The 24,444-nt window shown below is 74.6% G+C and carries 29 protein-coding genes; 23 read left to right on the forward strand and 6 right to left on the reverse strand.

Annotation, left to right across the window (positions count from 1 at the left end; translation table 11 throughout):
• Nucleotides 1-217: 217 nt before the first annotated feature.
• The 10 genes from QOZ88_RS06510 (at nucleotide 218) to QOZ88_RS06555 (ending at nucleotide 8,488) form a co-directional block, all read left to right on the forward strand.
• On the forward strand, nucleotides 218-997 hold the full coding sequence (locus QOZ88_RS06510) for an enoyl-CoA hydratase/isomerase family protein (RefSeq protein WP_305998979.1): 780 nt from the start codon (nucleotides 218-220) through the stop codon (nucleotides 995-997).
• Between the two features lie 298 nt (nucleotides 998-1,295).
• Nucleotides 1,296-2,108, forward strand: coding sequence for a hypothetical protein (locus tag QOZ88_RS06515; protein WP_305998980.1), 813 nt, complete (start codon nucleotides 1,296-1,298; stop codon nucleotides 2,106-2,108).
• 1 nt (nucleotide 2,109) lies between these two features.
• On the forward strand, nucleotides 2,110-2,631 hold the full coding sequence (locus QOZ88_RS06520) for a phage holin family protein (protein ID WP_305998981.1): 522 nt from the start codon (nucleotides 2,110-2,112) through the stop codon (nucleotides 2,629-2,631).
• A 26-nt stretch (nucleotides 2,632-2,657) separates the two neighbouring features.
• Nucleotides 2,658-3,359, forward strand: a complete 702-nt coding sequence (locus QOZ88_RS06525; protein WP_305998982.1) for a DUF3618 domain-containing protein — start codon at nucleotides 2,658-2,660, stop codon at nucleotides 3,357-3,359.
• A gap of 209 nt (nucleotides 3,360-3,568) precedes the next feature.
• Nucleotides 3,569-4,006, forward strand: coding sequence for a response regulator transcription factor (locus QOZ88_RS06530; protein WP_305998983.1), 438 nt, complete (start codon nucleotides 3,569-3,571; stop codon nucleotides 4,004-4,006).
• Nucleotides 4,003-5,784 carry a sensor histidine kinase gene (locus QOZ88_RS06535; RefSeq protein ID WP_305998984.1) on the forward strand — a complete coding sequence of 594 codons (1,782 nt, stop codon included), beginning with the start codon at nucleotides 4,003-4,005 and terminating at the stop codon, nucleotides 5,782-5,784. Before QOZ88_RS06530 ends, QOZ88_RS06535 begins: the two co-directional genes overlap by 4 nt.
• 193 nt (nucleotides 5,785-5,977) lie before the next feature.
• Nucleotides 5,978-6,583 (forward strand): TasA family protein, encoded by a 606-nt coding sequence (locus QOZ88_RS06540; protein WP_305998985.1) that lies wholly within the window; start codon nucleotides 5,978-5,980, stop codon nucleotides 6,581-6,583.
• Between the two features lie 32 nt (nucleotides 6,584-6,615).
• Nucleotides 6,616-7,245: a signal peptidase I gene (locus QOZ88_RS06545; protein ID WP_305998986.1), complete on the forward strand. Its 630-nt coding sequence runs from the start codon at nucleotides 6,616-6,618 to the stop codon at nucleotides 7,243-7,245.
• Nucleotides 7,242-7,835 (forward strand): hypothetical protein, encoded by a 594-nt coding sequence (locus QOZ88_RS06550; protein WP_305998987.1) that lies wholly within the window; start codon nucleotides 7,242-7,244, stop codon nucleotides 7,833-7,835. Before QOZ88_RS06545 ends, QOZ88_RS06550 begins: the two co-directional genes overlap by 4 nt.
• Nucleotides 7,829-8,488, forward strand: a complete 660-nt coding sequence (locus tag QOZ88_RS06555; protein ID WP_305998988.1) for a response regulator — start codon at nucleotides 7,829-7,831, stop codon at nucleotides 8,486-8,488. Before QOZ88_RS06550 ends, QOZ88_RS06555 begins: the two co-directional genes overlap by 7 nt.
• Nucleotides 8,489-8,572: 84 nt before the next feature.
• Here the strand turns inward: QOZ88_RS06555 and QOZ88_RS06560 are convergent, their stop codons facing one another.
• Nucleotides 8,573-9,283, reverse strand: coding sequence for a response regulator transcription factor (locus QOZ88_RS06560; protein WP_091930061.1), 711 nt, complete (start codon nucleotides 9,281-9,283; stop codon nucleotides 8,573-8,575).
• A gap of 250 nt (nucleotides 9,284-9,533) precedes the next feature.
• On the opposite strand from QOZ88_RS06560, the gene QOZ88_RS06565 reads away from it, so the two are divergent.
• From QOZ88_RS06565 to QOZ88_RS06585, 5 genes are read left to right on the forward strand one after another with little or no spacing between them, the layout of a single operon-like run.
• Nucleotides 9,534-10,616, forward strand: coding sequence for a response regulator (locus tag QOZ88_RS06565; RefSeq protein WP_305998989.1), 1,083 nt, complete (start codon nucleotides 9,534-9,536; stop codon nucleotides 10,614-10,616).
• Nucleotides 10,609-11,598 carry an ATP-grasp domain-containing protein gene (locus tag QOZ88_RS06570; protein WP_305998990.1) on the forward strand — a complete coding sequence of 330 codons (990 nt, stop codon included), beginning with the start codon at nucleotides 10,609-10,611 and terminating at the stop codon, nucleotides 11,596-11,598. Before QOZ88_RS06565 ends, QOZ88_RS06570 begins: the two co-directional genes overlap by 8 nt.
• A complete protein-coding gene (locus tag QOZ88_RS06575) occupies nucleotides 11,595-12,344 on the forward strand; it encodes a histidinol-phosphatase (RefSeq protein WP_305998991.1) in 750 nt (249 codons plus the stop codon). The genes QOZ88_RS06570 and QOZ88_RS06575 overlap by 4 nt, the downstream gene beginning before the upstream one ends.
• Nucleotides 12,341-13,822 (forward strand): glycosyltransferase, encoded by a 1,482-nt coding sequence (locus tag QOZ88_RS06580; protein WP_305998992.1) that lies wholly within the window; start codon nucleotides 12,341-12,343, stop codon nucleotides 13,820-13,822. The genes QOZ88_RS06575 and QOZ88_RS06580 overlap by 4 nt, the downstream gene beginning before the upstream one ends.
• Entirely contained in the window at nucleotides 13,819-14,064 is a 246-nt protein-coding gene (locus QOZ88_RS06585; RefSeq protein WP_305998993.1) for a hypothetical protein, read from the forward strand. Before QOZ88_RS06580 ends, QOZ88_RS06585 begins: the two co-directional genes overlap by 4 nt.
• Nucleotides 14,065-14,144: 80 nt before the next feature.
• Here QOZ88_RS06585 and QOZ88_RS06590 read toward each other — a convergent pair whose 3' ends face one another.
• From QOZ88_RS06590 to QOZ88_RS06600, 3 genes are read right to left on the reverse strand one after another with little or no spacing between them, the layout of a single operon-like run.
• Nucleotides 14,145-15,323: an acyl-CoA dehydrogenase family protein gene (locus QOZ88_RS06590; protein WP_305998994.1), complete on the reverse strand. Its 1,179-nt coding sequence runs from the start codon at nucleotides 15,321-15,323 to the stop codon at nucleotides 14,145-14,147.
• Between the two features lie 33 nt (nucleotides 15,324-15,356).
• Nucleotides 15,357-15,881, reverse strand: a complete 525-nt coding sequence (locus tag QOZ88_RS06595) for a class I SAM-dependent methyltransferase (protein ID WP_305998995.1) — start codon at nucleotides 15,879-15,881, stop codon at nucleotides 15,357-15,359.
• 9 nt (nucleotides 15,882-15,890) lie between these two features.
• Entirely contained in the window at nucleotides 15,891-16,361 is a 471-nt protein-coding gene (locus tag QOZ88_RS06600; protein WP_305998996.1) for an isocitrate lyase/phosphoenolpyruvate mutase family protein, read from the reverse strand.
• A gap of 143 nt (nucleotides 16,362-16,504) precedes the next feature.
• On the opposite strand from QOZ88_RS06600, the gene QOZ88_RS06605 reads away from it, so the two are divergent.
• A complete protein-coding gene (locus QOZ88_RS06605) occupies nucleotides 16,505-16,735 on the forward strand; it encodes a (2Fe-2S)-binding protein (protein WP_091930055.1) in 231 nt (76 codons plus the stop codon).
• A 10-nt stretch (nucleotides 16,736-16,745) separates the two neighbouring features.
• Nucleotides 16,746-17,204: a bacterioferritin gene (gene bfr, locus QOZ88_RS06610; RefSeq protein WP_305998997.1), complete on the forward strand. Its 459-nt coding sequence runs from the start codon at nucleotides 16,746-16,748 to the stop codon at nucleotides 17,202-17,204.
• A 71-nt stretch (nucleotides 17,205-17,275) separates the two neighbouring features.
• Here bfr and QOZ88_RS06615 read toward each other — a convergent pair whose 3' ends face one another.
• Nucleotides 17,276-18,235, reverse strand: coding sequence for an ABC transporter substrate-binding protein (locus QOZ88_RS06615; RefSeq protein ID WP_305998998.1), 960 nt, complete (start codon nucleotides 18,233-18,235; stop codon nucleotides 17,276-17,278).
• Nucleotides 18,236-18,372: 137 nt separating this feature from the next.
• Here QOZ88_RS06615 and QOZ88_RS06620 point away from each other — a divergent pair, with 137 nt between their 5' ends.
• Nucleotides 18,373-19,311 carry a siderophore-interacting protein gene (locus QOZ88_RS06620; protein WP_305998999.1) on the forward strand — a complete coding sequence of 313 codons (939 nt, stop codon included), beginning with the start codon at nucleotides 18,373-18,375 and terminating at the stop codon, nucleotides 19,309-19,311.
• A gap of 47 nt (nucleotides 19,312-19,358) precedes the next feature.
• A complete protein-coding gene (locus QOZ88_RS06625; RefSeq protein ID WP_305999000.1) occupies nucleotides 19,359-19,565 on the forward strand; it encodes a hypothetical protein in 207 nt (68 codons plus the stop codon).
• Here the strand turns inward: QOZ88_RS06625 and QOZ88_RS06630 are convergent.
• On the reverse strand, nucleotides 19,562-20,326 hold the full coding sequence (locus QOZ88_RS06630; protein WP_305999001.1) for a MerR family transcriptional regulator: 765 nt from the start codon (nucleotides 20,324-20,326) through the stop codon (nucleotides 19,562-19,564). The two genes, QOZ88_RS06625 and QOZ88_RS06630, sit on opposite strands and share 4 nt — an antisense overlap.
• A 91-nt stretch (nucleotides 20,327-20,417) precedes the next feature.
• On the opposite strand from QOZ88_RS06630, the gene QOZ88_RS06635 reads away from it, so the two are divergent.
• From QOZ88_RS06635 to QOZ88_RS06650, 4 genes are all read left to right on the forward strand, one after another.
• Nucleotides 20,418-22,274 (forward strand): hypothetical protein, encoded by a 1,857-nt coding sequence (locus QOZ88_RS06635; protein WP_305999002.1) that lies wholly within the window; start codon nucleotides 20,418-20,420, stop codon nucleotides 22,272-22,274.
• Nucleotides 22,271-22,702 carry a cupredoxin domain-containing protein gene (locus QOZ88_RS06640; RefSeq protein WP_305999003.1) on the forward strand — a complete coding sequence of 144 codons (432 nt, stop codon included), beginning with the start codon at nucleotides 22,271-22,273 and terminating at the stop codon, nucleotides 22,700-22,702. The genes QOZ88_RS06635 and QOZ88_RS06640 overlap by 4 nt, the downstream gene beginning before the upstream one ends.
• Nucleotides 22,699-24,003 carry a hypothetical protein gene (locus tag QOZ88_RS06645; protein ID WP_305999004.1) on the forward strand — a complete coding sequence of 435 codons (1,305 nt, stop codon included), beginning with the start codon at nucleotides 22,699-22,701 and terminating at the stop codon, nucleotides 24,001-24,003. The genes QOZ88_RS06640 and QOZ88_RS06645 overlap by 4 nt, the downstream gene beginning before the upstream one ends.
• A gap of 141 nt (nucleotides 24,004-24,144) precedes the next feature.
• Entirely contained in the window at nucleotides 24,145-24,438 is a 294-nt protein-coding gene (locus tag QOZ88_RS06650) for a flagellar FlbD family protein (RefSeq protein ID WP_305999005.1), read from the forward strand.
• Nucleotides 24,439-24,444 lie beyond the last annotated feature (6 nt).

Genomic DNA, 24,444 nt, shown 5'->3' on the forward strand with positions numbered 1-24,444 from the left:
GGGCCGGCTCGGCAGCGCTGCGCGCCGACCCGAGTCGCGGAGGGGCGGAGCCCGGTGGCACCGTGCACTCGGCCGGACGGCGGGAGGAGCAGCACGGGATGCGGTACAGCGAAGGAGCCGACCTCGGCACGTCGGGCGTCCGGGACCTCCGGGGCGGCGGCGGCCTGGGGGTGGGCGCCACTGCGACACCTTCGCCACCGACGACCTGGGCTGAGGCATGACCGACCACCTCCGCGTGACCCGGGACGGGCACGTCGCCGTCCTCACCATCGACCGGCCCGAGAAGCGCAACGCCATGACCGTGGGCATGTGGGCGGCGCTGCCGGCCGTCCTGGCGCCCCTCGCCGCCGACCCCGGCGTCCGGGTGCTGCTGGTCACCGGCGCCGGCCCGAGCTTCTGCGCCGGCGCCGACATCTCCGACCTGCTCGGCGGCGCGGACCCGGTCGACCCGATGGCCGACGTGCGGCGGCACAACCTCGCCGCCCAGGCGGCGCTGCGCGGCTTCCCCAAGCCCACCGTCGCGGTCGTCCGCGGGCACTGCATCGGGGGCGGGGTGGAGCTCGCCACCTGCTGCGACCTGCGGTTCGCCGACCCGACGGCGGTCTTCGGCGTCACCCCGGCCAAGGTCGGCATCGTCTACACGCCCTCCTCCACCAAGGCGCTGGTGGACCTGATCGGGCCGGCCACGACGAAGTACCTGCTCTACAGCGGGGAGCTGATCGACGCGGGCACCGCCCTGCGCACCGGCCTCGTCGACCGGCTGGTCGACGCCGAGGACCTCGACGCCGAGGCGCACCGCTTCGCCGGGGTGCTGGCGTCCCGCTCCGCACTCACCCAGCGCGCGACCAAGGAGGTCGTCGCCGCGCTCGCCGACGGCGGGGACGGCGAGTCGCTCGCCGCGGCCCGGTACCGGGAGACGATCGCCGCCGGCGAGCTGGCCGAGGGCGTCGCCGCCTTCGCCGGGCGCCGCGCGCCGCGCTTCCCCTGGTCCGGCTGACCCCCGGCGTTTCAGCCACGCCCGGCCGCGGGTACCCGACCCGCTGCGCGGAACGGGGTTCTCGCGAGCGGCGGAGGGCCGGTGCAGCGCTGCGCCGGTCTGTTCCACCGCCCCCCGACCGCGCCCCGGGACGCACGGATGCGCCGGGGCACCAGTTCAGCGCTCGCGCCCGAACCCACGAGGCGCCGGCCCGACGACGTCACGGCCGTCCGACCGCGGTGCTCCACCGCCCGGATGTGTGCCGGAACGGCGCCGGGGTAGCGCTCCGACCGACCACGAAGCATGCCGAGGAGGACCGATGACTCACTCCATCGATGCCCCGTTCCCGCCGCCGGTTCCGGCCACGACGGGCACCACCACGACCACCGAGAGCCCGTCCACCGGCGACGTCGCCAAGGGCGAGGCCCAGCACACCAAGGACGTCGCCAAGGGTGAGGCCCGCAACGTCGGGCAGACCGCCGCGCAGGCCGGCAGCCAGGTCGCCGCGACCGCGTCCGACCAGGCCAAGCACGTCGCCGGGGAGACCCAGCGCCAGGCCCAGGACCTGCTCGAGCAGGGGCGCAGCCAGCTCAAGGACCAGACGGTCGCCCAGCAGCAGAAGGCCGCCACCGGGCTGTCCTCGCTCGCCCAGGAGCTGCGCGGCCTCGCCGACGGCACCAGCGACGGCGCCCCCGGCCCCGCCCGCGACCTCCTCCACCAGGCCTCCGGTCTGGTCGAGGGCTTCGCCGACAAGCTGCAGAACCGCGAGCCGGCCCAGCTGCTCGACGAGGTGCGCACCTTCGCCCGCCGCAAGCCGGGCCTGTTCCTGCTCGGTGCCGCGGCCGCCGGCATCGTCGCCGGCCGGCTGACCAGCGGCGCCCGCGCCGTGCACAGCGACTCCGGCCAGGGCGGCAGCGGCGCCAACCGCGGCACGTCCACGAACTACGTCGACCCGGCGCCGACGTACTCCGGGTACTCCACCGCCACCACCGGTACGGGCACGGGCACGGGCACCGGCGCGCCGCTGCCCCCGCCGCCGTACGGCACGGTGCCGCCCGCCGGCGGCATGGTGCCCCCGGCCGCGCCCGCGGGCTGGGACGACCCGGCCCGCCGGCCCGGCGAGGTGCGCTGAGATGAGCTCTCCCTACTCCGGGGCCACTCCCGCGGGTTCGCAGGGCTACGCGGAGCCGACGTCGCAGAACTACGCGGCGGACTACTCCGAGGGCCAGCACTACAGCGGCACCATGGGCACCCCCACCACCGAGTCCGGCCAGCCCGACGTCGAGGGCGTCTCGGTCGGCGCGCTGATCGGCGAGGTCACCAAGGACCTCTCCACCCTGATGCGCCAGGAGCTCGAGCTGGCCAAGGCCGAGCTCAAGGTCGAGGCGAAGAAGGCCGGGCAGGGCGCCGGGATGTTCGGTGCCGCCGGCTTCGCCGGCTACATGGTGGCGCTGTTCCTCTCCCTCGCGCTCATGTGGGCGCTGGCCAGCGCCATCCCCACCGGGTGGGCCGGGCTGATCGTGGCCGTCCTCTGGGGCGTGATCGGGGCCGTCGCCTTCGTGATGGGCCGCAAGAAGTTCCAGCAGGTGAACCCCAAGCCCGAGCGCACCGTGGACACCCTCCAGCAGGTGCCCGGCGCCCTGAAGCCCCACTGACCACCAGACCGCGAGGAGTCGCAACCATGACCAGCAGTGACCCGGACGTCATCCGGCGGCAGATCGAGGACACCCGGCGCGAGCTCAGCTACGACGTCGACGCCCTCAACGAGAAGGTCAACCCGTCCCGCGTCGTGGACCGGCGGGTGACCGCGGCCAAGGGCCGCATGACCTCCCTGAAGGAGAAGGTGATGGGTTCCGCGCACGACACCACCTCCGCGGCGCAGCACCGCGCCTCGGGCGCGGCCGGCTCCGTTCAGGGTGCGGCCTCGGGCGCGGCCGGCAGCGTGCAGGACGCGGCCTCGTCCGCGGTCGACGCCGTCCAGCAGGCACCGGACACGATCGTGCGCCAGGCGCAGGGCAACCCGCTCGCCGCCGGGCTCATCGCCTTCGGTGCGGGCTGGCTGGTGTCCAGCCTGCTCCCCGCGTCGCAGAAGGAGCAGGAGCTCGCGCACCAGGCCGAGACCACGCTGCGCGAGAACAAGGACACCCTGCTCCAGCCCGCGAAGCAGGCGGCGCAGGAGATGGGCGAGCAGCTGAAGCCGGCCGCCCAGCACGCGGTGGAGGAGGTCCGGTCCACCGCCCAGGACGCGACCGAGACCGTCAAGCAGGAGGGCCAGTCGGCGGCCCAGGACGTGCAGGGTCAGGCCCAGCAGTCCAAGGAGTCGGTGCAGGGCCAGGCCCAGCACTCCAAGGAGTCGGTGCAGAGCCGGTCCTCCGGCTCCTGACACCCGCGGGTCGGCCGACCCGCACGCACGTCTGCGCCCCGCCGGGCCTCCTGGCGGGGCGCAGTGCTGTCCGCGTCCGGTCCCACCCCGACGGGTGAGCCGACGCGCCCCCTGCTGCAGGCCCCTCGGCGCGGCGCCGTTCCCCCCTGGGACGACGACACCGGTCCCCCCGCAGCCGCGGGCCGGGACCACGACCGACGGGAGCTCCCGTGGACCCGGCCCTGCACTCCCCCGGCGGCGGCCTCGCCGGACCGGTCCCGGGCGGCGAGGTGCGCGTGCTCGTCGCCGACGACGAGGACGACATCCGCGCCCTGGTCTGCCTGGCCGTCCGCAAGGCCGGCTGCCGGGTGGTCGCCGCCGCCCCCGACGGCACAGCGGCGCTGGAGGCGGCGCGAGCCGCGCTGCCCGACCTGGCCGTCCTGGACGTCTCCATGCCGGGTGCGACGGGGCTGGAGGTCTGCGAGGCCCTCCGCTCCGCCCCCGCGACCGCCGGCACCCGGATCCTGCTGCTGTCCGCCGGCGCCTCGCCGGACGAGGTCGCCCGCGGCCTGGCCGCGGGCGCGGACGCCTACCTGCCGAAACCGTTCACGGTGGCGGGTCTGGTGCAGCAGGTGCGGGCGCTCGCCGTGCGGGAGCCGGTGGCATGAGCCTCGCCGTCCTCGACCGCCCGCAGGACGCCGGTGACCCCTGGATCCGCCGGCTCAGCGAGCCGGCCGGCCGGCCGGCCGCCGTCCACGGGCCGCTGCTGTGCACGGTCCTGCACACCGCGGCCGCGCTCCTGCTGCTCACGGGTGCCCTTCCCGTCGTCGACCGCGGCCTCGTGCTCGCCGGCCTGGCCGCGGCCTCCGCCGCCACCGGGGTCGCGTGGACCGCCCGCCGGTCGCGTTCCGTCGTCGGCTCCCTCGCCGTACCGGCGGCGCACCTGGGCGCCGTCGCCCTGCTGCACGCGGGCACCGGCTCCGCGACCACCCTCTTCCTCCTCGTCGGCCCGCTGTGGGCGCTCGCCACGCTGCCGGACCGCCGCGGGGTGCTGGTCGCGGTGCTCGGGACGACGGCGGTGCTGGCGGCGCCCGCGCTCGCCGGCCCCCCGACCGCCGCCGACGACCTGCCCGGCGCGCTGCTGCTCGGGCCGCTGGCGGTCGCCGCCGGCACCGCAGCGGTCCACGGGAGCACCCGCCGCCTGGCCGCGCAGTCGCACCGCATCGCGCAGCTCCAGCGGGAGCAGGCTGCGCTGCTGACCCAGGTGCAGAGCCGCGCGGACGAACTGGACACCGCCTCGCGCATCCTGGCCGCCCGCGCCCAGACCATGACCAGCGTGATCGACGCCGTCACCGAGCAGTCGATCATCGGCACCGACCGGGACGGCACCATCCGCGTCTGGAACCCCGGCGCGGAGAAGATGCTGGGCGTCCCCCGTCCGGACGTGGTGCGCACCCGGTCGATCCTCGACTTCCACCTGCCCGAGGAGCTCGCCGCCGCCGCCGAGGACCGCGGCTGCGGCACGGGCCTGGAGGCGCTGGTGCACGCCGCTCGCGAGCACGGCAGCGACGTCCGGGACTGGACCTACGTCGCCGCGGACGGGAGCCACCGCACCGTGTCGGTCGCCATCACGCCGCGCTCGGACGACCGCGGCGTGCACGCCGGCTGGAACTTCGTCGGCACCGACATGACCGAGGCACGCGCCACCGAGCGCATGAAGGACCAGTTCGTGAGCCTCATCAGCCACGAGCTGCGCACGCCGCTGAGCTCGATCCTCGGTTACCTGGAGCTCGTCATGGACGACGAGGACCAACCGCTCACCGACGAGCAGCGGCAGTACCTGTCCACGGTGGAGCGCAACGCCCAGCGGCTGCTGCGGCTGGTCGGCGACCTGCTCTTCACCGCGCAGGTGGAGAGCGGCCGGTTCACCCTGCAGCCGGCCGACGTCGACCTCGCCGGCGTGGTGCGCGCGGCCGAGGAGACCGCCCGGGTCGCCGCGGCGTCCGCGGGCGTGCAGATCGTCGTCGACGTCCCCGAGGACGGGCTGGTCGTGGCCGGCGACGCCGTCCGCCTGGGCCAGGCCTGCGACAACCTGGTCTCCAACGCGGTCAAGTTCACGCCGGCCGGGGGGCGCATCGACCTCGCCCTGCGGCGGGGCTGGCGGACGCCCGACGGGGCGGTCGTGGACCACCGGTCGCAGGACGCGGTGCCGGTGGCGCTCCTCTCGGTCGCCGACACCGGGATGGGCATCCCAGCCGGGGAGCAGGGGCAGATGTTCACCCGCTTCTTCCGGACGTCGAACGCCCAGCGCAACGCCGTCCCCGGTGTCGGGCTCGGGCTCACGATCACCAAGGCGATCACGACCGCCCACGGCGGCACGCTGGACCTCGTGAGCACCGAGGGCGTCGGCACCACCTTCACGATGGCCCTGCCCGTCGCCGGGTGACCCGAGCCCGACCCGCGCCCCCCCGCCCCCTGTGGGACGGGGGGCGCGGCGCGTTCCGGGGACCTGCGCGTCGAACGCCGATTCCTTGCGGATTCCTTGCGGATCGCTGGTGGGTGGCCTGCGGTCGGGCCGCCAGAGTCCTCGTTGTCGCCGGAACACCGGCGGGCCACCCGGACACAGGAGACGCAAGGACATGAGCACCAGGACCACCGCCACCGCCTCCACCGCCCGCAAGGTCGTCGGCTCGCTCGGCGTGATCGGCGCGGCCGCCGCCGTCGCCGGCCTGGGGACCTTCGGCAGCTTCACCGACTCCACCTCGGTGGACACGACCATCAGCTCGGGCAGGGTCTCGATCGACCTCACCGAGCCCGTCGCCATCCCGGTGACCACCGCCGGCTTCGTCCCCGGCGACGTGCTCACCCGCCCGGTGACCCTCGTCAACGACGGCGACACCGCCCTCGGCGCGGTCAATCTGAGCGCGACCGCCGCCGCGTCGAGCGTCCTGACCAGCGACGCCGCAAAGGGGCTGCAGCTGACCCTCAAGTCGTGCCCCGTGGCCTGGACGCAGGGCAGCACCGCGTCGACCTGGACCTGCGCCGGCGGCGAGACGACCCTCGGCTCGGGCGCCGTGCTCGCCCCCATCGCCCTCGGCGCGGTGAACTCGCTGAACGTCGGCGGCACCGACCACCTGGCCTTCTCCATCAGCCTGCCGACCACCGCCGACAACGCCTTCCAGGGCAAAACCGCCGCCCTGACGCTGACCTTCACCGGCACCCAGCGCAGCGGCACCGCCCGCTGAGCCCCGGCCGACGACCACTCGGAGACCACGCCATGACCACCGCCCTCCCCGTCCGCGCCGCGGGTGCAGCCGTCCGGCTGCCCCTGGGCGAAGACGCGCGCTCCACGGCCGGCCGCCCGGCCGACCGGGTCCGCCGCACCGTGGGCCGCACGGCCCCGTGGCTGGTCCGCGGAGTCATGGGGGTCGCCGTCCTGGCCTTCGCCGTCCTGGCCGTCGGACCGCACGTGCTCGGCTACCGCACGATGACCATGCTGACCGCGAGCATGGCGCCGGAGATCGAGCCGGGCGACATCACCATCGCCACCCCGATCGACGTCACCGAGCTCACCGAGGGCATGGTGATCACCTACCACATGCCGGTGGGCGACCGCAGCCTCGTCACCCACCGCGTCGTCTCGGTCGACCTGGCCGCGGACGGCAGCGCCACCGTGCAGACCAAGGGTGACGCCAACGAGGCGGTCGACCCGTGGACCGCCGGCCTGGAGGGCGACACCGTCTACCAGGTCCGCGCCGTCATCCCGGAGTTCGGCCACCTGGTCCAGCTCGTGCGCACCCCGGTCGTCAGCCAGGTCCTGCTCTACGGGGCGCCCGCCCTGCTCGCCGGCTGGCTGCTCCTGACGATCTGGCGTCCCACTCCCGAGACCGAGGAGGACCAGGCATGAACGCCGTCCGCCGCGCCCTGGCCGTCACCGGCCTCGCCGTCGCTCTCGCCGTCGGCACCGCCGTCCCGGCCGCCGCCACCTACGCCGACAGCGCCGCGGTCAGCACCTCCGTGGCCACCGGCACCGTCGCCGCGCCGGCCTCGGTCGCGGTCGACGACTGGTGCATCACCACGACGGTCACCACCACGCGGACGGTCCACACCGACCCGGTCACCGGCGCGCAGACCCAGACCGCCTGGAGCCGCACCTCCATCGACTCCGCCAGCAGCATCAACGTCAACAGCGACACCAGCACCTCGGTGTCGGGTCCTGGTCTGAACGAGACGACGACCACCAGGATCCAGCAGGACACGGAGCTGTACGTGTCGGCGACCTGGCAGGCCAGCGGCTCGCGTGGCGTCACCGGCTACGCGGTGGCCGCGCACCTGTCCGACGGTTCCGCCTTCATCATGGCGACCACGGCCGGCACGAGCATGAGCGGCCACGAGGACGCCGACGCCCGCCGGTACAGCCCGCGCCTCTCCGTCACGACGCTGACCAGCTACAACTGGACGGCCACTTCGGCCCTGACCCGGGTGCTGTCGTGCTGACCGCCCTCGTCGTGGACGCCGGTGCCACCGCCCGCGGCCAGGTCGCCGACCTGCTCCGCCTCGGCGGCTGGCACGTCCGGGAGGCCGCCGGCCCCGAGGACGCCGTCCGCCTCGCCCTGGTCACCGACGTCGACCTGGTCGTGACCGGCCTGGTGCTGCCCGGCGGCCCGGGCGCCGGGATGCTCCGCCGGATCCGGCGCAACGGGTCCCGCGCCCGGTTCGTGGTGGTCGCACCGCACCCGACCGACGAGGACCGCGCCGAGGCCGCGGCCGCCGGGGCGCTGGTCACCCTGGCCGCCCCCGTCACGGCGCGGGCGCTCCTGGACCTCCTGCACGCCCGGACCACGGGGCCGGGCGCGCAGGCCGGGTACGCCGCCGGTGCCGACGACGACCTGGTCGACGCCGAGCTGATGAACCGGCTCCAGGGCATCTACGCCGACGCGCTGCCTTCGCGGCTGTCGGCGATCGACCGGCACACCCGCGCCGGCGACGCCACCGCGGTCGCCTTCGCCGCGCACACCCTCGCCGGGACCAGCGGTCAGCTGGGCCACCCGGAGGTCGCCTCGATCTGCCGGCAGATCGCCGCCGACGCCCGCCGCGGGATGCTCGCGCACTCCCGGGTCGCCCGGCTGCACGAGCTCGCCGGCGTCTGAACCCCGACCCCGCGAGGCATAGGAAGCTCTACCGGCGTCTCGGGCCCGCGATACGGGTGGATAGCTTCCTATGCCTCCGTGAGGTCAGGCAGCCACGAGGCGGTAGCCGACGCCGCGGACGGTCCTGATCTCCGGGGAGTTCAGCCCGGCGGCCACGAGCTTGCGGCGCAGGTTGGACATGTGCGCCTCGACCAGGCGCAGGTTGCCCTCCCAGTCGGTGTGCCAGACCTCGCGCAGCAGCGTCTCCCGCTGCAGCACCCGGCCCGGTCGCGAGGCGAGGGCGGCGAGCAGGTCGAACTCGGTGCGGGTCAGGTCGACGACCTCGCCGTCGACCCGGACCTCGCGGCTGTCCTCGTCGACCTCGAGCTCGGCGAGCCGGCGCACCGACTCGGCCACCGCGGCCGGCTCCGCGACCGGCTGCGGGGCGGTCCGCGGGAAGCGGAGCATCGCCTGCACGCGGGCCACGAGCTCGCGCGGCGAGAACGGCTTGGCCATGTACCCGTCGGCGCCGACGGCCAGCCCGATGAGCAGGTCGACCTCCTCGGCGCGGGCGGTGAGCATGAGCACGTAGCAGGGCGTCCGAGCGCGGATCTGCCGGCACACCTCGGTGCCGTCGGCGTCCGGGAGCCCGAGGTCGAGCACGATGAGGTCCGGCGGGTCCCGCCGCACCTCCTCGAGGGCCTCGGCCCCGGTGCCGACGGCGCGCACGGCCAACCCGGCGCGCCCGAGCACCGTGGTCACGAGCTCGCGGATCTCCGGGGTGTCCTCCACCACGAGCACGGACTGGTCCGGCACGACGCCTCCTCCTCGCTTGCTCGCTCAGCGTGCGGAGGCTGGTCCTCCGGTCACCTGACCGGGTGATCGGCACGGCGGCCGGCCGGCTTGAGCAGGCGGCCGTTCGCCCGGCCGGGCCGGCCCACCCCATCGGGTGAGGGGCGGGGAGCCCGGCTCATGGGACCGGCCGGTGCGGCCGTCAACCCCCGCGGGGACACCTCGTTCCCCCTCCCGGCACGCCCGGGGGACCCGACCGACGGGAGCCGGAACCGTGGACGGTGCTCTGCACGTCCTGGTCGTCGACGACGACCCCGACACCGCACTCTTCGTGCGCACCGTGCTGCAGCGGGGCGGCATGGCCGTGACCACGTGCGCGGACCCGCTCGAGGCGCTCGCCCTCGCCGCCCGCACCGAGTTCGACGCCGCGATCACCGACATCGAGATGCCGGGCATGACCGGGCTGGAGTTCCTCGACCGGCTCCGCCAGCTGCGCCCGGACCTGCCGGTGACGGTGATGACGGCGCACGCGTCGGTCGACTACGCGGTGGACGCCCTGCGCCGCCAGGCCGACGAGTTCCTCGTCAAGCCGGTGCCCAAGGACACCCTCGCCGCGACGATCCGCCGGCTGGCCGAGACCGCGCAGGCCAAGCGCGCCGCCGCTCCGCAGCGGCAGACGGTGCTGGCCATCGGCGCCCACCCCGACGACGTCGAGATCGGCATCGGCGGCACCCTCGCCGCGCACCGCTCCGCCGGCGACCAGGTCGTCATCCTCACGCTCTCCCGGGGCGCCCGCGGCGGGGAGGTCGACGACCGGCAGAACGAGTCGCTGGCCGCCGCCGAGCTGATCGGCGCCCGCCTCTTCCTCGAGGACCTCGAGGACACCCGGATCAGCCCGATGGACCCGACCATGTCGATCATCGAGCGCGTCGTGGCCGAGGTGCGGCCGACGATCGTCTACACGCACTCGGCCAACGACCGGCACCAGGACCACCGGGCGGTGCACCAGGCCGCGACCGTCGCGACCCGGAACGTGCCGACCGTCGCGTGCTTCCAGAGCCCCTCGGCCACCATCGACTTCCGGCCCTCCCGCTTCGTCTCCATCGACGGGTTCACGCGCACCAAGCTCGACCTGCTCAAGAGCTTCTCCTCGCAGGCCGGCATCCGCGCCTACCTCCAGGACGACTTCGTCCTGGCCACCGCCCGCTACTGGTCCCGCTACGGCAGCGGCGGCCAGTACTGCGAGCCGCTCGAAGTGGTCCGCGACGCCGGTGGCGTCGTCGGCGCGACCAGCGAGTCCGCCTTCCAGCAGCCCACCCCCGCCACCTCGACCACCCCGGAGCGTTTCGGTGTCTGAGCCCACCCCCACCCGCGTCCTCGTCACCGGGGCCGGCGGCCCCGCCGGCATCGCCGTGCTGCGCTCGCTGGCCCGGCGCGACGACGTCGTCCTGCTCGCAGCGGACATGGACCCCCTTGCCAGCGGCCTCTATCTGGTCGACGCCCCCGCACGGCACCTGGTCCGGCCGGGCCTCAGCGAGGAGTTCGTCGACCACCTGGTCGCGCTGTGCGAGCGGGAGCGGGTCGACGTGCTGTTCTCCACCGTCGACGTCGAGCTGCCGCGGCTGGCCGCCGAGCGCAAGCGCCTGGACGCCGTCGGCACCACGCTGGCCGCCCCGAGCCTGGAGACCCTCGAGGTCTGCCTGGACAAGTACGCGCTGGCGCAGCGCTGCACCGAGGTGCTGCCGACGCCGCGCACCGCGCTGCTCGGCGAGATCGACGCCGACAGCTGGGACTACCCGGTGATCGTCAAGCCGCGCCGCGGCGCCGGCTCCCGCGGGGTGCACCAGGTGGAGGACGCCGCCGCGCTGCGCGCCCTCGGCAGCGACGAGGACACCCTGGTGCAGGCCCACCTGCCCGGCGACGAGTACTCGGTGGACACCCTCGCCGACGCCGACGGGCACGTGGTCGCCGCCGTCCCGCGCTCGCGGTTGCGGGTCGACTCCGGCGTTTCGGTCGCCGGGGCCACCGTGGCCGACCCGGAGCTGGAGGAGACCGCCCGCCGGGTGGCCGCCGCCATCGGGCTGGTCGGGGTGGCGAACGTGCAGCTGCGCCGCGACGCCGAGGGCCGCCCGGCCCTGCTGGAGGTCAACCCGCGCTTCCCCGGTGCGATGCCGCTGACCGTCGCCGCCGGCGTCGACATGCCCTCGCTCGCCCTGGACCTGGCGCTGGGCCGGCCGCTGCCGGCCGAGGTGCCGTTCCGCGAGCTCGCCGTCGTCCGGTACCTCGAGGACGTCTTCCTCGCCCCGTCCGACGTCGTCGCCGAGGAGGCCGCCCGATGACCGCCGCCCTGCAGGACCTCGACCTGCTGCTCACCGACCACCACGTGCACTCCACGTGGTCCGACGACGCCGTGAGCGCGCCGGTGGAGAACCTGGTCGCCGCCCGGGACACGGGCCTGGCCAGCATCCGCATGGTCGACCACGTCCGGACCACGACGACGTGGGTGCCCGGCTTCCTCGCCGAGGTGGCCGCGCTCCCCCGCGTCGAGGGGCTGGAGGTGCTCACCGGCGTCGAGGCGAAGATCCTGGACGCCACCGGGCGCCTCGACGTGCCCGAGGACCTCGTGGTCGGGCCGGGCGGGGTGGACCGCATCCTCATCGCCGACCACCAGTTCCCCGGGCCGGACGGCCCGTGGAGCCCCCGCCGCACGCGCGAGGAGATCGAGGGCGGGCTGTCCGGCCAGGACGCGCTGTCGATCCTCGTCGAGGCGACCGTGCGGGCGATGGAGCGGGCCGGTCGCGGCCAGCTCGCCCACCTCTTCTCGCTGCTCCCCAAGATCGGGCTGCACGAGAGCGAGCTGCTCGACGAGCACGTGGCGGCGATCGCCGACGCCGCGGTGCGCACCGGCACCACGGTCGAGGTCAACGAGAAGTGGCGCTGCCCCGGGCCCCGCGTCGTGCTGGCCCTCGCGGCCGCCGGCGTGACCCTGGTCGGCTCCACCGACAGCCACGACGCCACGACCGTGGGCCGCTACTCCTGGGTGGCGGACGCGGCGTCGGCGACCCGGCTGGTCGGTGCCCGGTGACCATCCTCGCCGCGGGCACCGACGTGGCCGCGATCGGTGAGACGGCGCTGACCGTCTTCCTGCTGGTGCTGGTCGGCGTCGGGGCGGTCCCCGTCGTGGCCGGGCTGGCGCAGTTCCTCGTCATCCCGTTCCACGCGGTGCGCAACCACTACCGGGAGACCGGCCCGTACCTGCCCAACGTCGCGGTGGTGATCCCGGCCTGGAACGAGGCCGCAGTGCTCACCACCTCGATCGAGCGGCTGATGGGGCTGGACTACCCGCCCGACCGGCTGCGCGTGTACGTGGTCGACGACGCCAGCACCGACGACACCCCCGCGGTGCTCGCCGCCTGCGCCGCGCGCTTCCCGGGCCGGGTCGTGCACCTGCGCCGCGACAAGGGCGGCGAGGGCAAGGCGCACACCCTCAACCACGGCCTGCGCGAGATCCTCGCCGATGACTGGATGGAGGCGCTCCTGATCATGGACGCCGACGTCATCTACGAGCCGGCCTCGCTGCGCAAGATGACCCGCCACCTGGCCGACCCCACGGTCGGCGCGGTCACCGCCTACATCCGCGAGGGCAGCGGCGACCCGGAGGGCATCACCCGCTTCATCGGCTTCGACTACCTGGCCGCGCAGGCCGCCTCCCGCCGGGCGCAGAACGTCGCCGGTGCGATGGCGTGCCTGGCCGGGGGCGCGCAGCTCCACTCGCGGGAGAACCTCGTGGCCATCGGCGGCCAGATCGACACCTCGTCGCTGGCCGAGGACACCGTCACGACCTTCCGCACCCAGCTCGCCGGGCGCCGGGTCGTCTTCGAGCCGCACGCCCGCGTGCTGGCCGAGGAGCCGGCCGGGGTCGACGCGCTGTGGAAGCAGCGGCTGCGCTGGGCCCGCGGCAACGTGCAGATCACCTCGATGTACCGGCACCTGTGGTTCCGCCGGTCGGTGCACCCGGGGCTGGGCGGCTTCTTCTTCGGCGTCTTCTGGTTCGCGATCCTGCTGCTGCCGGTGGCGATGCTGCTCACCTCGATCGGCCTGGTCGGGCTCTACCTGCTGGACAGCGAGCTGGCCTCGGAGGTGTTCGGGGCGGCGGTGTTCGTGCCGATCGCGACCTTCGTCTTCATGATCACGCTGACGATGTCGGTCGACCCGCGCACCGGGTTCACGGTGTGGCGGGAGGCGCTGCTGTTCCCCGGCGCCATCTCCTTCGTCGTCCTGCTCTCGGCCGCCTTCCCCGGCGTGGTCCCGCTGTCGGACACCGCGGAGACGGTCTGGACGCTGTTCGTCTACAGCTGGCTGGTGCTCTGCATCCCGCTGGCCTACGGCGTGCGGAAGCTGGAGGGAACCCGCTGGGGGCGGCCGCTCACGCCGCTGGCGCTCTACCTGGTCGGCTTCGGGCCGATGATGTGCGCGATCACCGTGGACGCCTACGTCAAGGAGGTCCGCGGGGCCGCGATGACCTGGGACAAGACCGAGAAGACCGGGAGGGTCACCGCATGAGCACCGTCCACCGCCTGGTGGGGGCCGGGCAGCCGTTCCGGGTCAGCCCGCCGGTCGTGCTCACCGAGGAGCTGCTCGCCCGCTGCGGCGGGCTGCCCCCGGTGTGGGCCGACCCGGTCGCGCTGGCCGACGAGACAGAGGCCGACCGGGTGCGCGAGCGCCGGCTGTGGGTCGGGCTGGCCGTGGCGGTCGCCGTCGTGGTGCTGCTGTACCTGGTGCGCACCGCCGTCCTCGGCGCCTGAGACGCAGCCGTCCTCGGCGCCTGGGACCGCGCCCCGGCCCGCCCCCCTGACCCGGGGCGGGGCGGGGCGCACTCGCCGGCTCAGGTGAACGCGCTCACGCCGGTGAGCGCCCGCCCGACGATGAGCTGGTTGATCTCCCGCGTCCCCTCGTAGGAGTAGAGCGCCTCGGCGTCGTTGAAGAACCGGACGACGTCCCGCTCGAGCAGGATGCCGTTGCCTCCGAGCAGCTCCCGGGCCCACGCCACCGTCTGCCGCGCCTGGCTGGTCACGTAGCTCTTCGCCAGCGCGGCGTGGTCGTCCCGGAAGACGCCCTCCTCCTGCAGCTGCGCCACGCGCACCGCCATGCCGAGGCTCGCGGTGACGTTCCCGGCCATGCGCGCCAGCAGGTCCTGGATCAGCTGGAACCCGGCGATCGGCCGGCCGAACTGCTCCCGCTCCTTCGCGTACGCCAGCGCCGCCTCGAAGGCGCCCATCTGGCAGCCGACGGCGCTCCACGCGACACCGCCGCGGGTCAGCTTCAGCACCCGGTTGACGTCCTTGAACGTGTTGCCGCCCTCGAGCTTGTTCTCCGCCGGGACCCGGCAGCCCTCGAAGGTGATGTCGGCGTTCTGCACGGTGCGCAGGGCGTACTTGCCCTCCATCTTGGTGGCGCTGAACCCGGGGGTGCCCTTCTCCACCACGAAGGTCTTCACCGAGTCGTCGGCGACGTCCCGGGCGAAGACGACGACGAGGTCGGCGAAGGTGCCGTTGCCGATCCACCGCTTGGCGCCGTCGAGCACCCACTCGTCGCCCTCCTGCCGCGCGGTCGTCTCCAGACCGAGCGCGACGTCGGAGCCGCCGTGCGGCTCGGTCAGCGCGAAGCAGCCGATCTTCTCCAGCGCCAGCATGCCCGGCAGCCAGCGCTCCTTCTGCTCCTCGGACCCGAGAGTGACGATCGAGCCCATCGCCAGGCCGTTGTGCACGCCGAGGAAGGTCGCCATCGACGGGTCGACGCGTGCGACCTCCAGCGCGATGAAGCCGGTGAACAGCCGCGAGGCCCGCGGCGACCCCTCGGTGTCGTAGCTGCGACCGACCAGGCCGGCCTCGGCGAAGCGTGGGACGAGCTCCATCGGGAAGGTCGCCGCCTCCCAGTGCTCGTTGACCCCCGGCCGGACCTCCTCCTGCAGGAAGGTGCGGATACCGGCCAGCTCCGCGCGCTCGTCGTCGGCCAGCAACGACTCGTAGGCGTAGAGATCGCCGGGTACCAGGTCGTCGGTCATGCGGGTGTCCTCTCGTCGGTGACCCCCGGGCTCCTACCCGCCGGTCCCGCGCCGCAACTCGACCGCCGCCGCGGGCAGCGGAGCGGTCGCCGCCCGGTGCACGGCGTGCTCGGCGAAGCCCCGCTCCCCCGCCGACCGGCGCACCCCGGCCCGGACCCGCTCGACGGTGTCCGCACCCATCTCGGAGAAGCCGACGACCACGCGCCCGCCAGGGACCAGCACCCGGTCGACGACGTCCCACTCGGCGCCCGGCGGGGTCCAGAAGGCGCGCACGTCGAAGGAGACGACGACGTCGAACCAGCGCTCCGGCAGCTCCGCGGCGACCAGCGGCCCGCCGTGCACGGTGACCCGGCCGGCCTCGATCGCAGCGCGGTTGCGGGCGATCGCCGCCGCCACCATCGCCGGCGACCGGTCGAGCGCCACGACGTGCCCGCCCGGCAGCCGCCCGGCGAGCAGGTCGACCAGCACGCCGTGGCCGCAGCCGACCTCGAGCACCCGCTCCCCCGGCGCCGGGGCCACCACGCCCGCCGCCCAGGTCAGCCGCTCCGACGCCCGCACGGGGAGCCCCTAGCTCAGCAACCGGGTGCCCGGGGGCAGCACTCCGCCCGCGAGCAGCGCCGCCGTCGCGTCCTGCAGGGCGGTGAGGGCGGCGAGCACCTCCCCCACCGCGGCCACCGCCTCGTCCAGGGGGCGCACCGCGTCCTCGAGGTTGCCGCCGACGGCGCCGGCCGCGATCGCTCGCGCCGCCGTCCCGCCCGGATCGCCGTAGCCGGCCTCCATGTCCACCGAGACGGGGAGGTCCACGGTCGCGGTGATGCGGCGCACCACGTCGAGGTGCAGCTCCAGCGGGATGCGCTCGCCGTCCTCGTACCCGAGGGACGCCGCGACGGCGTGGCTGGCGGTCGCCAGGGCACCGGTCCCCTGCGTGGCGGCCACGACCCGGGCCGAGGTGACGTCCCAGACGTTGGCCAGGACGAGGGTGCGGGGATCGGTCTGCAGCCGCAGCAGGGTGCGGGCGCGGGATGCCAGGCCGGCCATGCGGGCAACCTAGGACGTGCCTCGGTCGGCTGACCAGCGGTCTGGCGGAAGCCGGTCAGGTAAGGCTAACCTGCACCCGTTGCCCCGGGGTTCGGTGCCGGAGCAGCGCCGCCCTTGCCGTCTCGCGATAGGCGACCCGCACCATGTACGTGTGCCACTGCAACGTGGTGACCGACCGCGACATCCTCGAGGCCATCGCCAACGGCGCCCGCTGCGTCGCCGACGTCGCCCGCGCGACCGGTGCCGGGCGCACCTGCGGCAACTGCGTCGACTCGCTCCGCGATCTGGTGTGTCAGCATTGCCCGGTCCGGGCCGAGCGCGCGACCGAGCGTTCGGCCGAGCGAGAGCTGGGAGTATCCGGTGCAGCCCGTTAGCCCCCGCGTGGTGGAACTGCTCAACGACGCGCTGACCTTCGAACTGACGGTCACCAACACGTACTTCCTGAACGCCCGCATGCTCGACGCCTGGGGCCTGCCCAAGCTCGGCAAGGTCTTCTACGACCTCTCCATCGACGAGATGCGCGATGCGGACGCCCTCATCCAGCGCATCCTGCTCTTCGACGGCCACCCCAACCTGCAGCGTCTCGGGGCGATCCGGGTGGGCGAGACCGCCGAGGAGATGCTGGTGCTCGCGCTCGACAGCGAGAAGGCCGCCGTCGCGCAGTTCAACGCCTCCGCCAAGGAGTGCCACGACCTCGGCGACCACGGCACGGCGTCGGTGTTCGAGGAGATGGTCCTCGACGAGGAGAAGCACGCCGACTGGTTCGAGGCGCAGCTCGCCGCCATCGAGCGGGTCGGCTCGCCGCAGTACCTGGCCGCGCAGATCTCCACCGAGACGCCCTGACGGCGCACCGCCCGACCTGACGAGGACCCCCTCCCGATCGCGGGGAGGGGGCCCTCGGTGCGTTCGCCGGGTCAGCCGGCCAGGAGCTCCTCGAGCTGCTCGAGCTGCAGCGTGGCGGCCTTGAGACCGATGCCGGTGTAGAAGACGTCGTCGTTCACCTGGTACGCCCGCCCGTTCTCGACCGCCGGCAGCCGCGGCCACAGCGGGCCGGCGACGATCTCCGCCTCGCCGGACTCGTCGGCCGATCCGTAGGACGAGTACAGGACGACGTCACCGTTCGCCTGGGTGAGCTGCTCCTCGCTGAGCTCGGCGAACGTGGCCCCCTCGCCCCCGGGCAGCTCGACGAGGTCCAGCCCGATGTCGCCGAGCACCGTGCCGATGAACGACTGCGGCTGGTAGGCGCGGATGGGGCCACCCACGAAGCGCAGGGGGCTGATCGTCGTCGCCCCGGGGTCGCCGATCGCCTCGCCCAATGCGTCGGCCTGCTCCTCGTACGCCGCGAGCAGCTCTTCGGCCTCCTCCTCCTTGCCGAGCGCCTCGGCGTCGAGCAGGAAGTTCTCCTTCCAGGTGTCGCCGAGGTCGGCCGCGAACACGGTCGGCGCGATCTGCGACAGCTGGTCGTAGATGTCCTCGTGCCGGACCGAGTTGGAGAGGATCAGGTCCGGCTGCAGCGCGGCGATCGCCTCGAGGTTCGGCTCGGCGATGGTGCCGACCACCTCGATGCCCTCGGCGTCGTCGGCGAGATAGCTGAGGAACTCGCTGTCCACAGCCGTGGTGACCGCGCCCACCGGCGTCACGCCGAGGGAGAGGGCCGAGTCGAGCTCGCCGGTGTCCAGGACGACGATGCGCTCGGGCTCCGCCGGGATCTCGGTCGTGCCCATGGCGTGCTCGACCGTGCGCGGGAAGTCGGTGTCGCCGGCGGTGGTCTCCACGGCGGCCGCGTTCTCGGGAGCGGCGTCGTCCCCGCAGGCGGTCAGGGCCAGGGCGGCCGCCACGGCGAGGGTGCTCGCCCGCATGAGGCGCATCGTCATCGTTCTCCTTCGAACGGGTGCGCATGCCCGGGGCATGCGGCTGGATCGGTCGGCATCGGTGTGGAAGACTGCCGGAAGCCAGGGAAGGCTACCCTAAGTCGAAGAACGGCCCGCACCTGCTCGATCGAGGAGGCCCCGTGACGGTCCAAGCCCCGCAGATCCCCGCCTACCGCACCTTCCCGGTGCGGGTCGCGCGGGTGCAGCGGCTGAGCCCGAGCTTCCTGCGGGTCACCTTCACCGGGCCGGAGATGGACGACCTGACGTCCAACGGCCGCGACCAGCGGATCAAGATCATGCTCCCGCTACCCGGGCGCGGCATCCTCGACTGCCCGGCGGGCGACGACTGGTACGGCGCCTGGCGGCTCCTGCCCGCAGAGCGCCGGATACCGATCCGCACCTACACCGTCCGGGCGCTGCGCCCCGAGCACCGCGAGGTCGACGTCGACTTCGTCCTGCACGGCGCGACCGGCCCCGCTTCGGCCTGGGCCGAGCAGGCCGGGCCCGGCGACGAGGTGGTCCTGGTGGCGCCGAACGCCCGGTTCCCCGGGGAGACCGGCGGCTTCGAGTGGCGCCCGCCGGCCGACGCCTCCTGCCTGCTCATCGCGGGTGACGAGACCGCGGTGCCGGCCATCTGCGCGATCGTGGAGGGGCTGCCCGCGGGCCGCCGCGCCAAGGTCCTGCTCGAGGTGCCGACGGCCGGTGACGTCCTGAACGTCGCCGCCCCGGCTGGCGTGGAGATCGCCTGGCTACCCCGCCGGCCCGCCGACGGGGCGCCCGCCGCACCGCGGGGGCAGCTGCTCACCGGGGCCGTCCTGGCGGCGGTGCGCGAGCTGGGCGACCTGATCACCCCCTCCCCCGCACCCGACCTGGCCGACGTGGACGTCGACGCGGGCATCCTCTGGGAGGTCCCCGCCGAGGGCACCGCCGCCGCGGGGTCCTCGGGCGTCTACGCCTGGCTCGCCGGCGAGGCCGGCGTGGTCAAGGGCCTGCGCCGGCACCTGGTCCAGGAGGCCGGGGTCGACCGCCGGTCGGTGGCCTTCATGGGGTACTGGCGCGAGGGCCGCGACTCCGACTGACAGGTCTCCGTTTGACACCGTGACATCAGCCGGTGTCACATGGGCTCGTGCCTGGTTACGACGTCGTCGCCACGGACGGCCTGAGCGTCATCGGGACCGTCGGCTTCTTCGTGCCCGCGGCCGTCCTGGTGGCGCTGGTCGCCGGGGCCGTCGTCCGCGATCGCCGGATCAGCGCGCGGGAGGCGGCGGCCGAGGCCGACCGCCGGGGCATGGCCCGGGAGGAGATCGCCGACGGCGACGCCCCCTACCGCTAGCCTCCGAGCTCTCCCAGCGCCGCCTCGACGGCGTCCGCCACCTCCGCGGCCATCTCCGTGCGGAACGCCGCCAGCACCGCCTGCGCCGACACGGGCTGGAGCCGGGCGACGGTGGCCAGGATGGCGTCCAGCTGCTCGGGCGGTGCCCCCGCCTCCACGAAACCCCGCCAGACGGTGCCCACGAACATCTGCACGTAGGTGCGGCTGATCGCCCGGACGTGCTCGTTGACCTGCGCCTGCGCCGCGATGAGCGCCGTCACCGGCACGCCGAGGGCCACGACCTGCTGCCCGGCCACGAGCAGCGCCGGGTCGAGCACCCGCAGCCGCTCCCCGTCCAGCCGTTCCACGATGCCGAGCTCCACCAGCTGGTCGATCAGCTCCGGACCGGCCGGCACGCCCATCCGTGCGGCGAGCTCCGGGCCGGTGGCCTCCTCCGGCTCCGGCGGGAGCCAGGGCACCAGCAACGCCCGGTGCAGCGCGAGGGTGGCCGAGCTCGCCGTCGGCGGCGCACTGGCGAGGGTCCGCTCGATCATCGCCAGCGAGTACCCCTCGGCGAGCATCTCCCGGACGAGCAGCAGCCGGGCGACGTGCTCGCGGCCGTAGTAGCCGGTGCGGCCGGCCATCCGCGGCGGCGGCAGGAGCCCCCGGGCGGCGTATGCGCGCACGTTGCGGACGGTGAGCCCGACGCGGGCGGCGAGCTCGTCGACGGTCAGCTCGTGCTCGGCGTCGTCGCCGGGCGGCCGGGGTTGCGCTGCGCTCACCGGGTCCTCCTCCCGCTCGTCCCCCACACGGTATGCGACTCGACCTATGGAACAGTTGCCGATGTAACCGTTACTGGTGTTACATAGCTACATGCCTGGAAGGGATGCCGTGCTGCTCGCCGCCGAGACACGACCGGCCGGAGGTGCCGCCCTGGGCGAGGTCTTCCTCGCGACGGGGATCGGCGGCGCCCTGACGGTCGCGCTGCTCGCACTGGTCCTCCTGCACCGGACCCGGCGCTCGACCCTGCTCACCCGGGTGGGCGACCGGCTGGGCGGCGCCACCGGCGCGCCGGGCTGGGTGGCCCTGCCGACCGTCCTCACCACCCTCTCCCTGCTCACCGCCCTGCTCGGCATGCTGTGGGACATCGCCCTGCACATCGGCGTGGGCCGCGACGAGGGGCCGCTGGCCAACCCGGCGCACTACCTGATCCTCTTCGGCCTCTTCGGCGTCTTCGCCGGCGGCGTGCTCGCCTGCGCCATGCCGCTGGACGGCGAACCGGGCCCCGCCGCCGTCCGCTTCGTCCGCGGCTGGGACGTACCGGTCGGCGGCATCCTGCTCACGGCTGCGGGCTTCTACGCCCTGCTCGGTTTCCCGCTCGACGACGTGTGGCACCGCATGTTCGGCCAGGACGTGACCCTGTGGGGCCCCACGCACCTGATGCTGATCGGCGGCGCAGGCCTGTCGATCATCGGGCTGCTCGTCCTCGAGCAGGAGGGGCACGGCGGGCTCTCGACCGACGACGGCGACCGCAAGGCCGGCCGCACGGCGCGGTTCCTGCGGCGGGCCTCGGCCATGGGCGGGCTGCTGCTGGGCATGTCGGTGTTCCAGGGCGAGTACGACTTCGACGTGCCGCAGTTCCGGCTGGTGCTGGAGCCGTTCATGATCGCCGCCGCCGCCGGCATCGCGCTGGTCGCGGCCCGGATGTTCATCGGCCGGGGCGGCGCGCTCGCCGCGACGGCGTTCTTCCTCGTCGTCCGCGGCCTCATCGCACTGGTCGTCGGGCCCGGCCTCGGCGAGATCGTGCCGACGTTCCCGCTCTACCTCGGCTCGGCGGTCCTGGTCGAGCTCCTGGCGCTCGCCCTGCCACCGGCCCGCCGGCCGCTGCTGTTCGGCGCCGTGGCCGGCATCGCGATCGGCACCGTCGGTCACGGCACCGAGGCGGGCTGGACCCACGTCGTCCAGGAGCTCACCTGGGGCAGCGACATCCTGGTCGAGGGCACGCTCATGGCGCTGGCCGGCGGTGTCGCCGGGGCGCTGCTGGGTGCCCTGCTCGCGACCGGCCTGCGCCGCCGGCTGCCACGCCCGGCCGTCGCCCGCGGCACCCTGCTGGCCTGCCTCGCGGTGCTCGCGGCCGCCGTCGCCAACGGCCTGGTCGCCACCGTGCCCGACGACGTCGAGGCGACCTTCACCATCGAGGACGTCACCACCGATCCCCGCACGGCCGACATCGGGGTGCGGCTGGACCCGGCCGACTTCCCGGACGACCCCGCGTGGGTGCAGATCACCGCGTGGCAGGGCCAGGGCCTGGTCGTGACCCCGCTGGAGCGGGTGGGCGAGGGCGAGTACCGCACGACCGAGCCGGTGCCGCTGCACGGCACGTGGAAGACGCTGCTGCGGGTGCACGACGGGCGTGTGCTCACCGCGTTCCCCATCTACCTGCCGCAGGACGAGGCGATCCCCGCCGACGAGATCCCGGCCGAGGACGGCATGACCCGCAGCGCGATCCCCGAGATCGACATCCTGCAGCGCGAGCTCAAGGACAGCGGTGGCGGCCTGTGGCTGGTGTCCAACCTGGTGGTGCTGGCCTGCACGCTCGCGCTCATCGCCGCCATGGCCTGGGGCGTGGGCCGCTATGCCCGCCGCGCCACCGTCCGCGAGCTGTTCGCGGACGCCCCCGCCGACAGCCCCGTGGAGGACACGACGACCTCCGCGGCGGTGCCCCGGTGAGCCCTCGCCGGGCGGCCGCGGCCCTGCTGCTCCTGGCGCTGCCGGTCGCCGGCTGCGCCGGCACGGCGGCCCCCGCCGCCGAGGGGACGGCGGCGTCGGCCTCGGACGCCCCCGCCACGGGCGCGCCCACGGGGACCACCCCGGCACCGGCGCCGCCGGAGGCCGCCGGTCAGCGCATCGAGGTGGCAGTCGCGGGCGGCCGGGTCATCGGGGACACGGGCCGGGTGCCGGTACCCCTGGGTGAGCCGGTCACCGTCGTCGTCACCTCCGACGTCGCCGACGAGGTGCACCTGCACGGGTACGACCGCCTCGCCGAGCTCGTCCCCGGGCAGCCGGCGGAGCTCGCCTTCGACGCCACGATCCCCGGCGTCTTCGAGCTGGAGCTGCACGACGCCGGGACGGTGCTGCTGACGCTGCAGGTCGGGTGAGCACCCTCGCGCACGGGGTCGGCTCGCGCACGGACCTGCCCATCCCGATCGGCTTCGCGCTCTACGGCGCGGGGGCGGCGATCCTGGTGAGCTTCGCCGTCCTGCTGCTGTTCTGGCGCACCCCGCGGCTGGGCGGCCCCGGATCCGGCCGACCGCTGCCCACCGGTCTGCAGCGGGTGCTCGACGGCGCGCCGCTGCGGCGGGGGCTCCAGGCCCTCGCGCTGGGCATCGCGGCCTTCGTCGTCGCCGTCGCGCTGCTGGGGCCGGAGGAGACCTCACGCAACCTCGCCCCGTGGGTGCTCTACGTGACCTTCTGGGTGGGGCTGGTGCCGGCGAGCCTGCTGCTCGGCCCGGTCTGGCAGGTGGCGAACCCGCTGCGGCTGCTGCACCGGCTCCTGCGCCCGGGAGCGCCGACCGCACCCGGTGCGGCACGGCTGCCCGCGCTGGGGCTGTGGCCGGCGGCGGGATCCCTGCTGGTGTTCGTCTGGCTGGAGCTGGTCTTCCCCGGCCGGGCGGAGCCGCGCACGGTGGCGGTCTTCCTGCTGCTGCACGCCGTCGTGCACGTGGCGCTGTCGCTGTGGTTCGGCGAGGGCTGGTTCGCCCGCGGCGACGGGTTCGAGGCCTGGTCCACGCTGATCGCCCGGCTCTCCCCGTGGGGACGGCGGGACGACGGCCGACTGGTGCTGCGCAACCCGCTGGCCGGCGCGCTCGCCACCCCGTCCGAACCCGGGCTGTCCGCGCTGGTGGTAGTGCTGCTGGGCTCGACCGCCTTCGACGGGCTCTCGCGCACGGTGTGGTGGCAGACCGGCCCCGGGGCGGCGGACGACACCCTCTCGGGCACGGTGGGCTTGCTGGCGTCGATCGGCGTGGTCGCCGGCCTGTACGCGCTGGGCACCCGGCTGTCCGGGCGGCTGGCGGGCCAGGACCCGGGCGTGCAGCCGGGCCGCTACGCGGCCACGGTCATCCCCATCGCGCTGGGCTACACGGTGGCGCACTACTTCAGCCTGCTGCTGCTCGACGGGCAGAAGACCTGGATCCTGGTGAGCAACCCGTTCGGTGCCGACGGGGTGGACCTGTTCGGCACCTACGGCAACCGGGTCGACCTCACCGCGGTCGGCTCCGACGCCATCGCGCTGGTGCAGGTGGGGGCGATCATCGCCGGCCACGTCGTCGGCGTCACCCTGGCGCACGAGCGGGCCCTGCTGTCGGCCCGTCGCGCGCGGGCCTCCGACCAGCTCCCGCTGGTGGTGGTGATGGTCCTGTTCACCCTGGGCGGCCTGGGCCTGCTGTTCGGTTTCTGAGCGCGGCCGTTCACCCGAACGGGCGCATCCCCGTGCGGCGGCCTCCAGCACCGGTCCCGGGATGCCGATGGCCCCGGTGCCGGACCGCCTTCCGGACCGGCCCACCGGTCCCCGGGCCGACGAGTGCGAAAGGACCGCCTCGTGATCGCTGTGACCTGCCGCAACGGTGAGCACTTCTCCGTCGACCCCGACCACATCGAACGGATCGAGCACCACGGCGACACGGTCGTCCACCTCGTCGACGGCACGCACTACGTCGTCGAGACCGGGTTCGAGGACGTCCTGCGCTCGATCGCCGCCCACCGCGCCGGTGCGCTGGTCGCCCGCTCGCGGCTCACCAACGGGTACGCCGCCACGCCGACGGCCGCCCGGCTCGCCCGCCGGCACGGCAGCGGCCGGGCGCCCGGACCGGAGCTGGGCGCCGTCCCGCGCTGACGCGCT

The organism is Blastococcus carthaginiensis, assembly GCF_030731085.1.
Lineage (GTDB): Bacteria > Actinomycetota > Actinomycetes > Mycobacteriales > Geodermatophilaceae > Blastococcus > Blastococcus carthaginiensis.

Excerpts from the sequence above, each read along its gene's own strand:
- QOZ88_RS06510 (WP_305998979.1), top strand. The coding sequence starts at position 218 with ATGACCGACCACCTCCGCGTGACCCGGGACGGGCACGTCGCCGTCCTC.
- QOZ88_RS06515 (WP_305998980.1), top strand. The coding sequence starts at position 1,296 with ATGACTCACTCCATCGATGCCCCGTTCCCGCCGCCGGTTCCGGCCACG.
- QOZ88_RS06520 (WP_305998981.1), top strand. The coding sequence starts at position 2,110 with ATGAGCTCTCCCTACTCCGGGGCCACTCCCGCGGGTTCGCAGGGCTAC.
- QOZ88_RS06525 (WP_305998982.1), top strand. The coding sequence starts at position 2,658 with ATGACCAGCAGTGACCCGGACGTCATCCGGCGGCAGATCGAGGACACC.
- QOZ88_RS06535 (WP_305998984.1), top strand. The coding sequence starts at position 4,003 with ATGAGCCTCGCCGTCCTCGACCGCCCGCAGGACGCCGGTGACCCCTGG.
- QOZ88_RS06540 (WP_305998985.1), top strand. The coding sequence starts at position 5,978 with ATGAGCACCAGGACCACCGCCACCGCCTCCACCGCCCGCAAGGTCGTC.
- QOZ88_RS06545 (WP_305998986.1), top strand. The coding sequence starts at position 6,616 with ATGACCACCGCCCTCCCCGTCCGCGCCGCGGGTGCAGCCGTCCGGCTG.
- QOZ88_RS06550 (WP_305998987.1), top strand. The coding sequence starts at position 7,242 with ATGAACGCCGTCCGCCGCGCCCTGGCCGTCACCGGCCTCGCCGTCGCT.
- QOZ88_RS06575 (WP_305998991.1), top strand. The coding sequence starts at position 11,595 with ATGACCGCCGCCCTGCAGGACCTCGACCTGCTGCTCACCGACCACCAC.
- QOZ88_RS06585 (WP_305998993.1), top strand. The coding sequence starts at position 13,819 with ATGAGCACCGTCCACCGCCTGGTGGGGGCCGGGCAGCCGTTCCGGGTC.
- QOZ88_RS06590 (WP_305998994.1), bottom strand. The coding sequence starts at position 15,323 with ATGACCGACGACCTGGTACCCGGCGATCTCTACGCCTACGAGTCGTTG.
- QOZ88_RS06600 (WP_305998996.1), bottom strand. The coding sequence starts at position 16,361 with ATGGCCGGCCTGGCATCCCGCGCCCGCACCCTGCTGCGGCTGCAGACC.
- QOZ88_RS06605 (WP_091930055.1), top strand. The coding sequence starts at position 16,505 with ATGTACGTGTGCCACTGCAACGTGGTGACCGACCGCGACATCCTCGAG.
- QOZ88_RS06615 (WP_305998998.1), bottom strand. The coding sequence starts at position 18,235 with ATGACGATGCGCCTCATGCGGGCGAGCACCCTCGCCGTGGCGGCCGCC.
- QOZ88_RS06635 (WP_305999002.1), top strand. The coding sequence starts at position 20,418 with ATGCCTGGAAGGGATGCCGTGCTGCTCGCCGCCGAGACACGACCGGCC.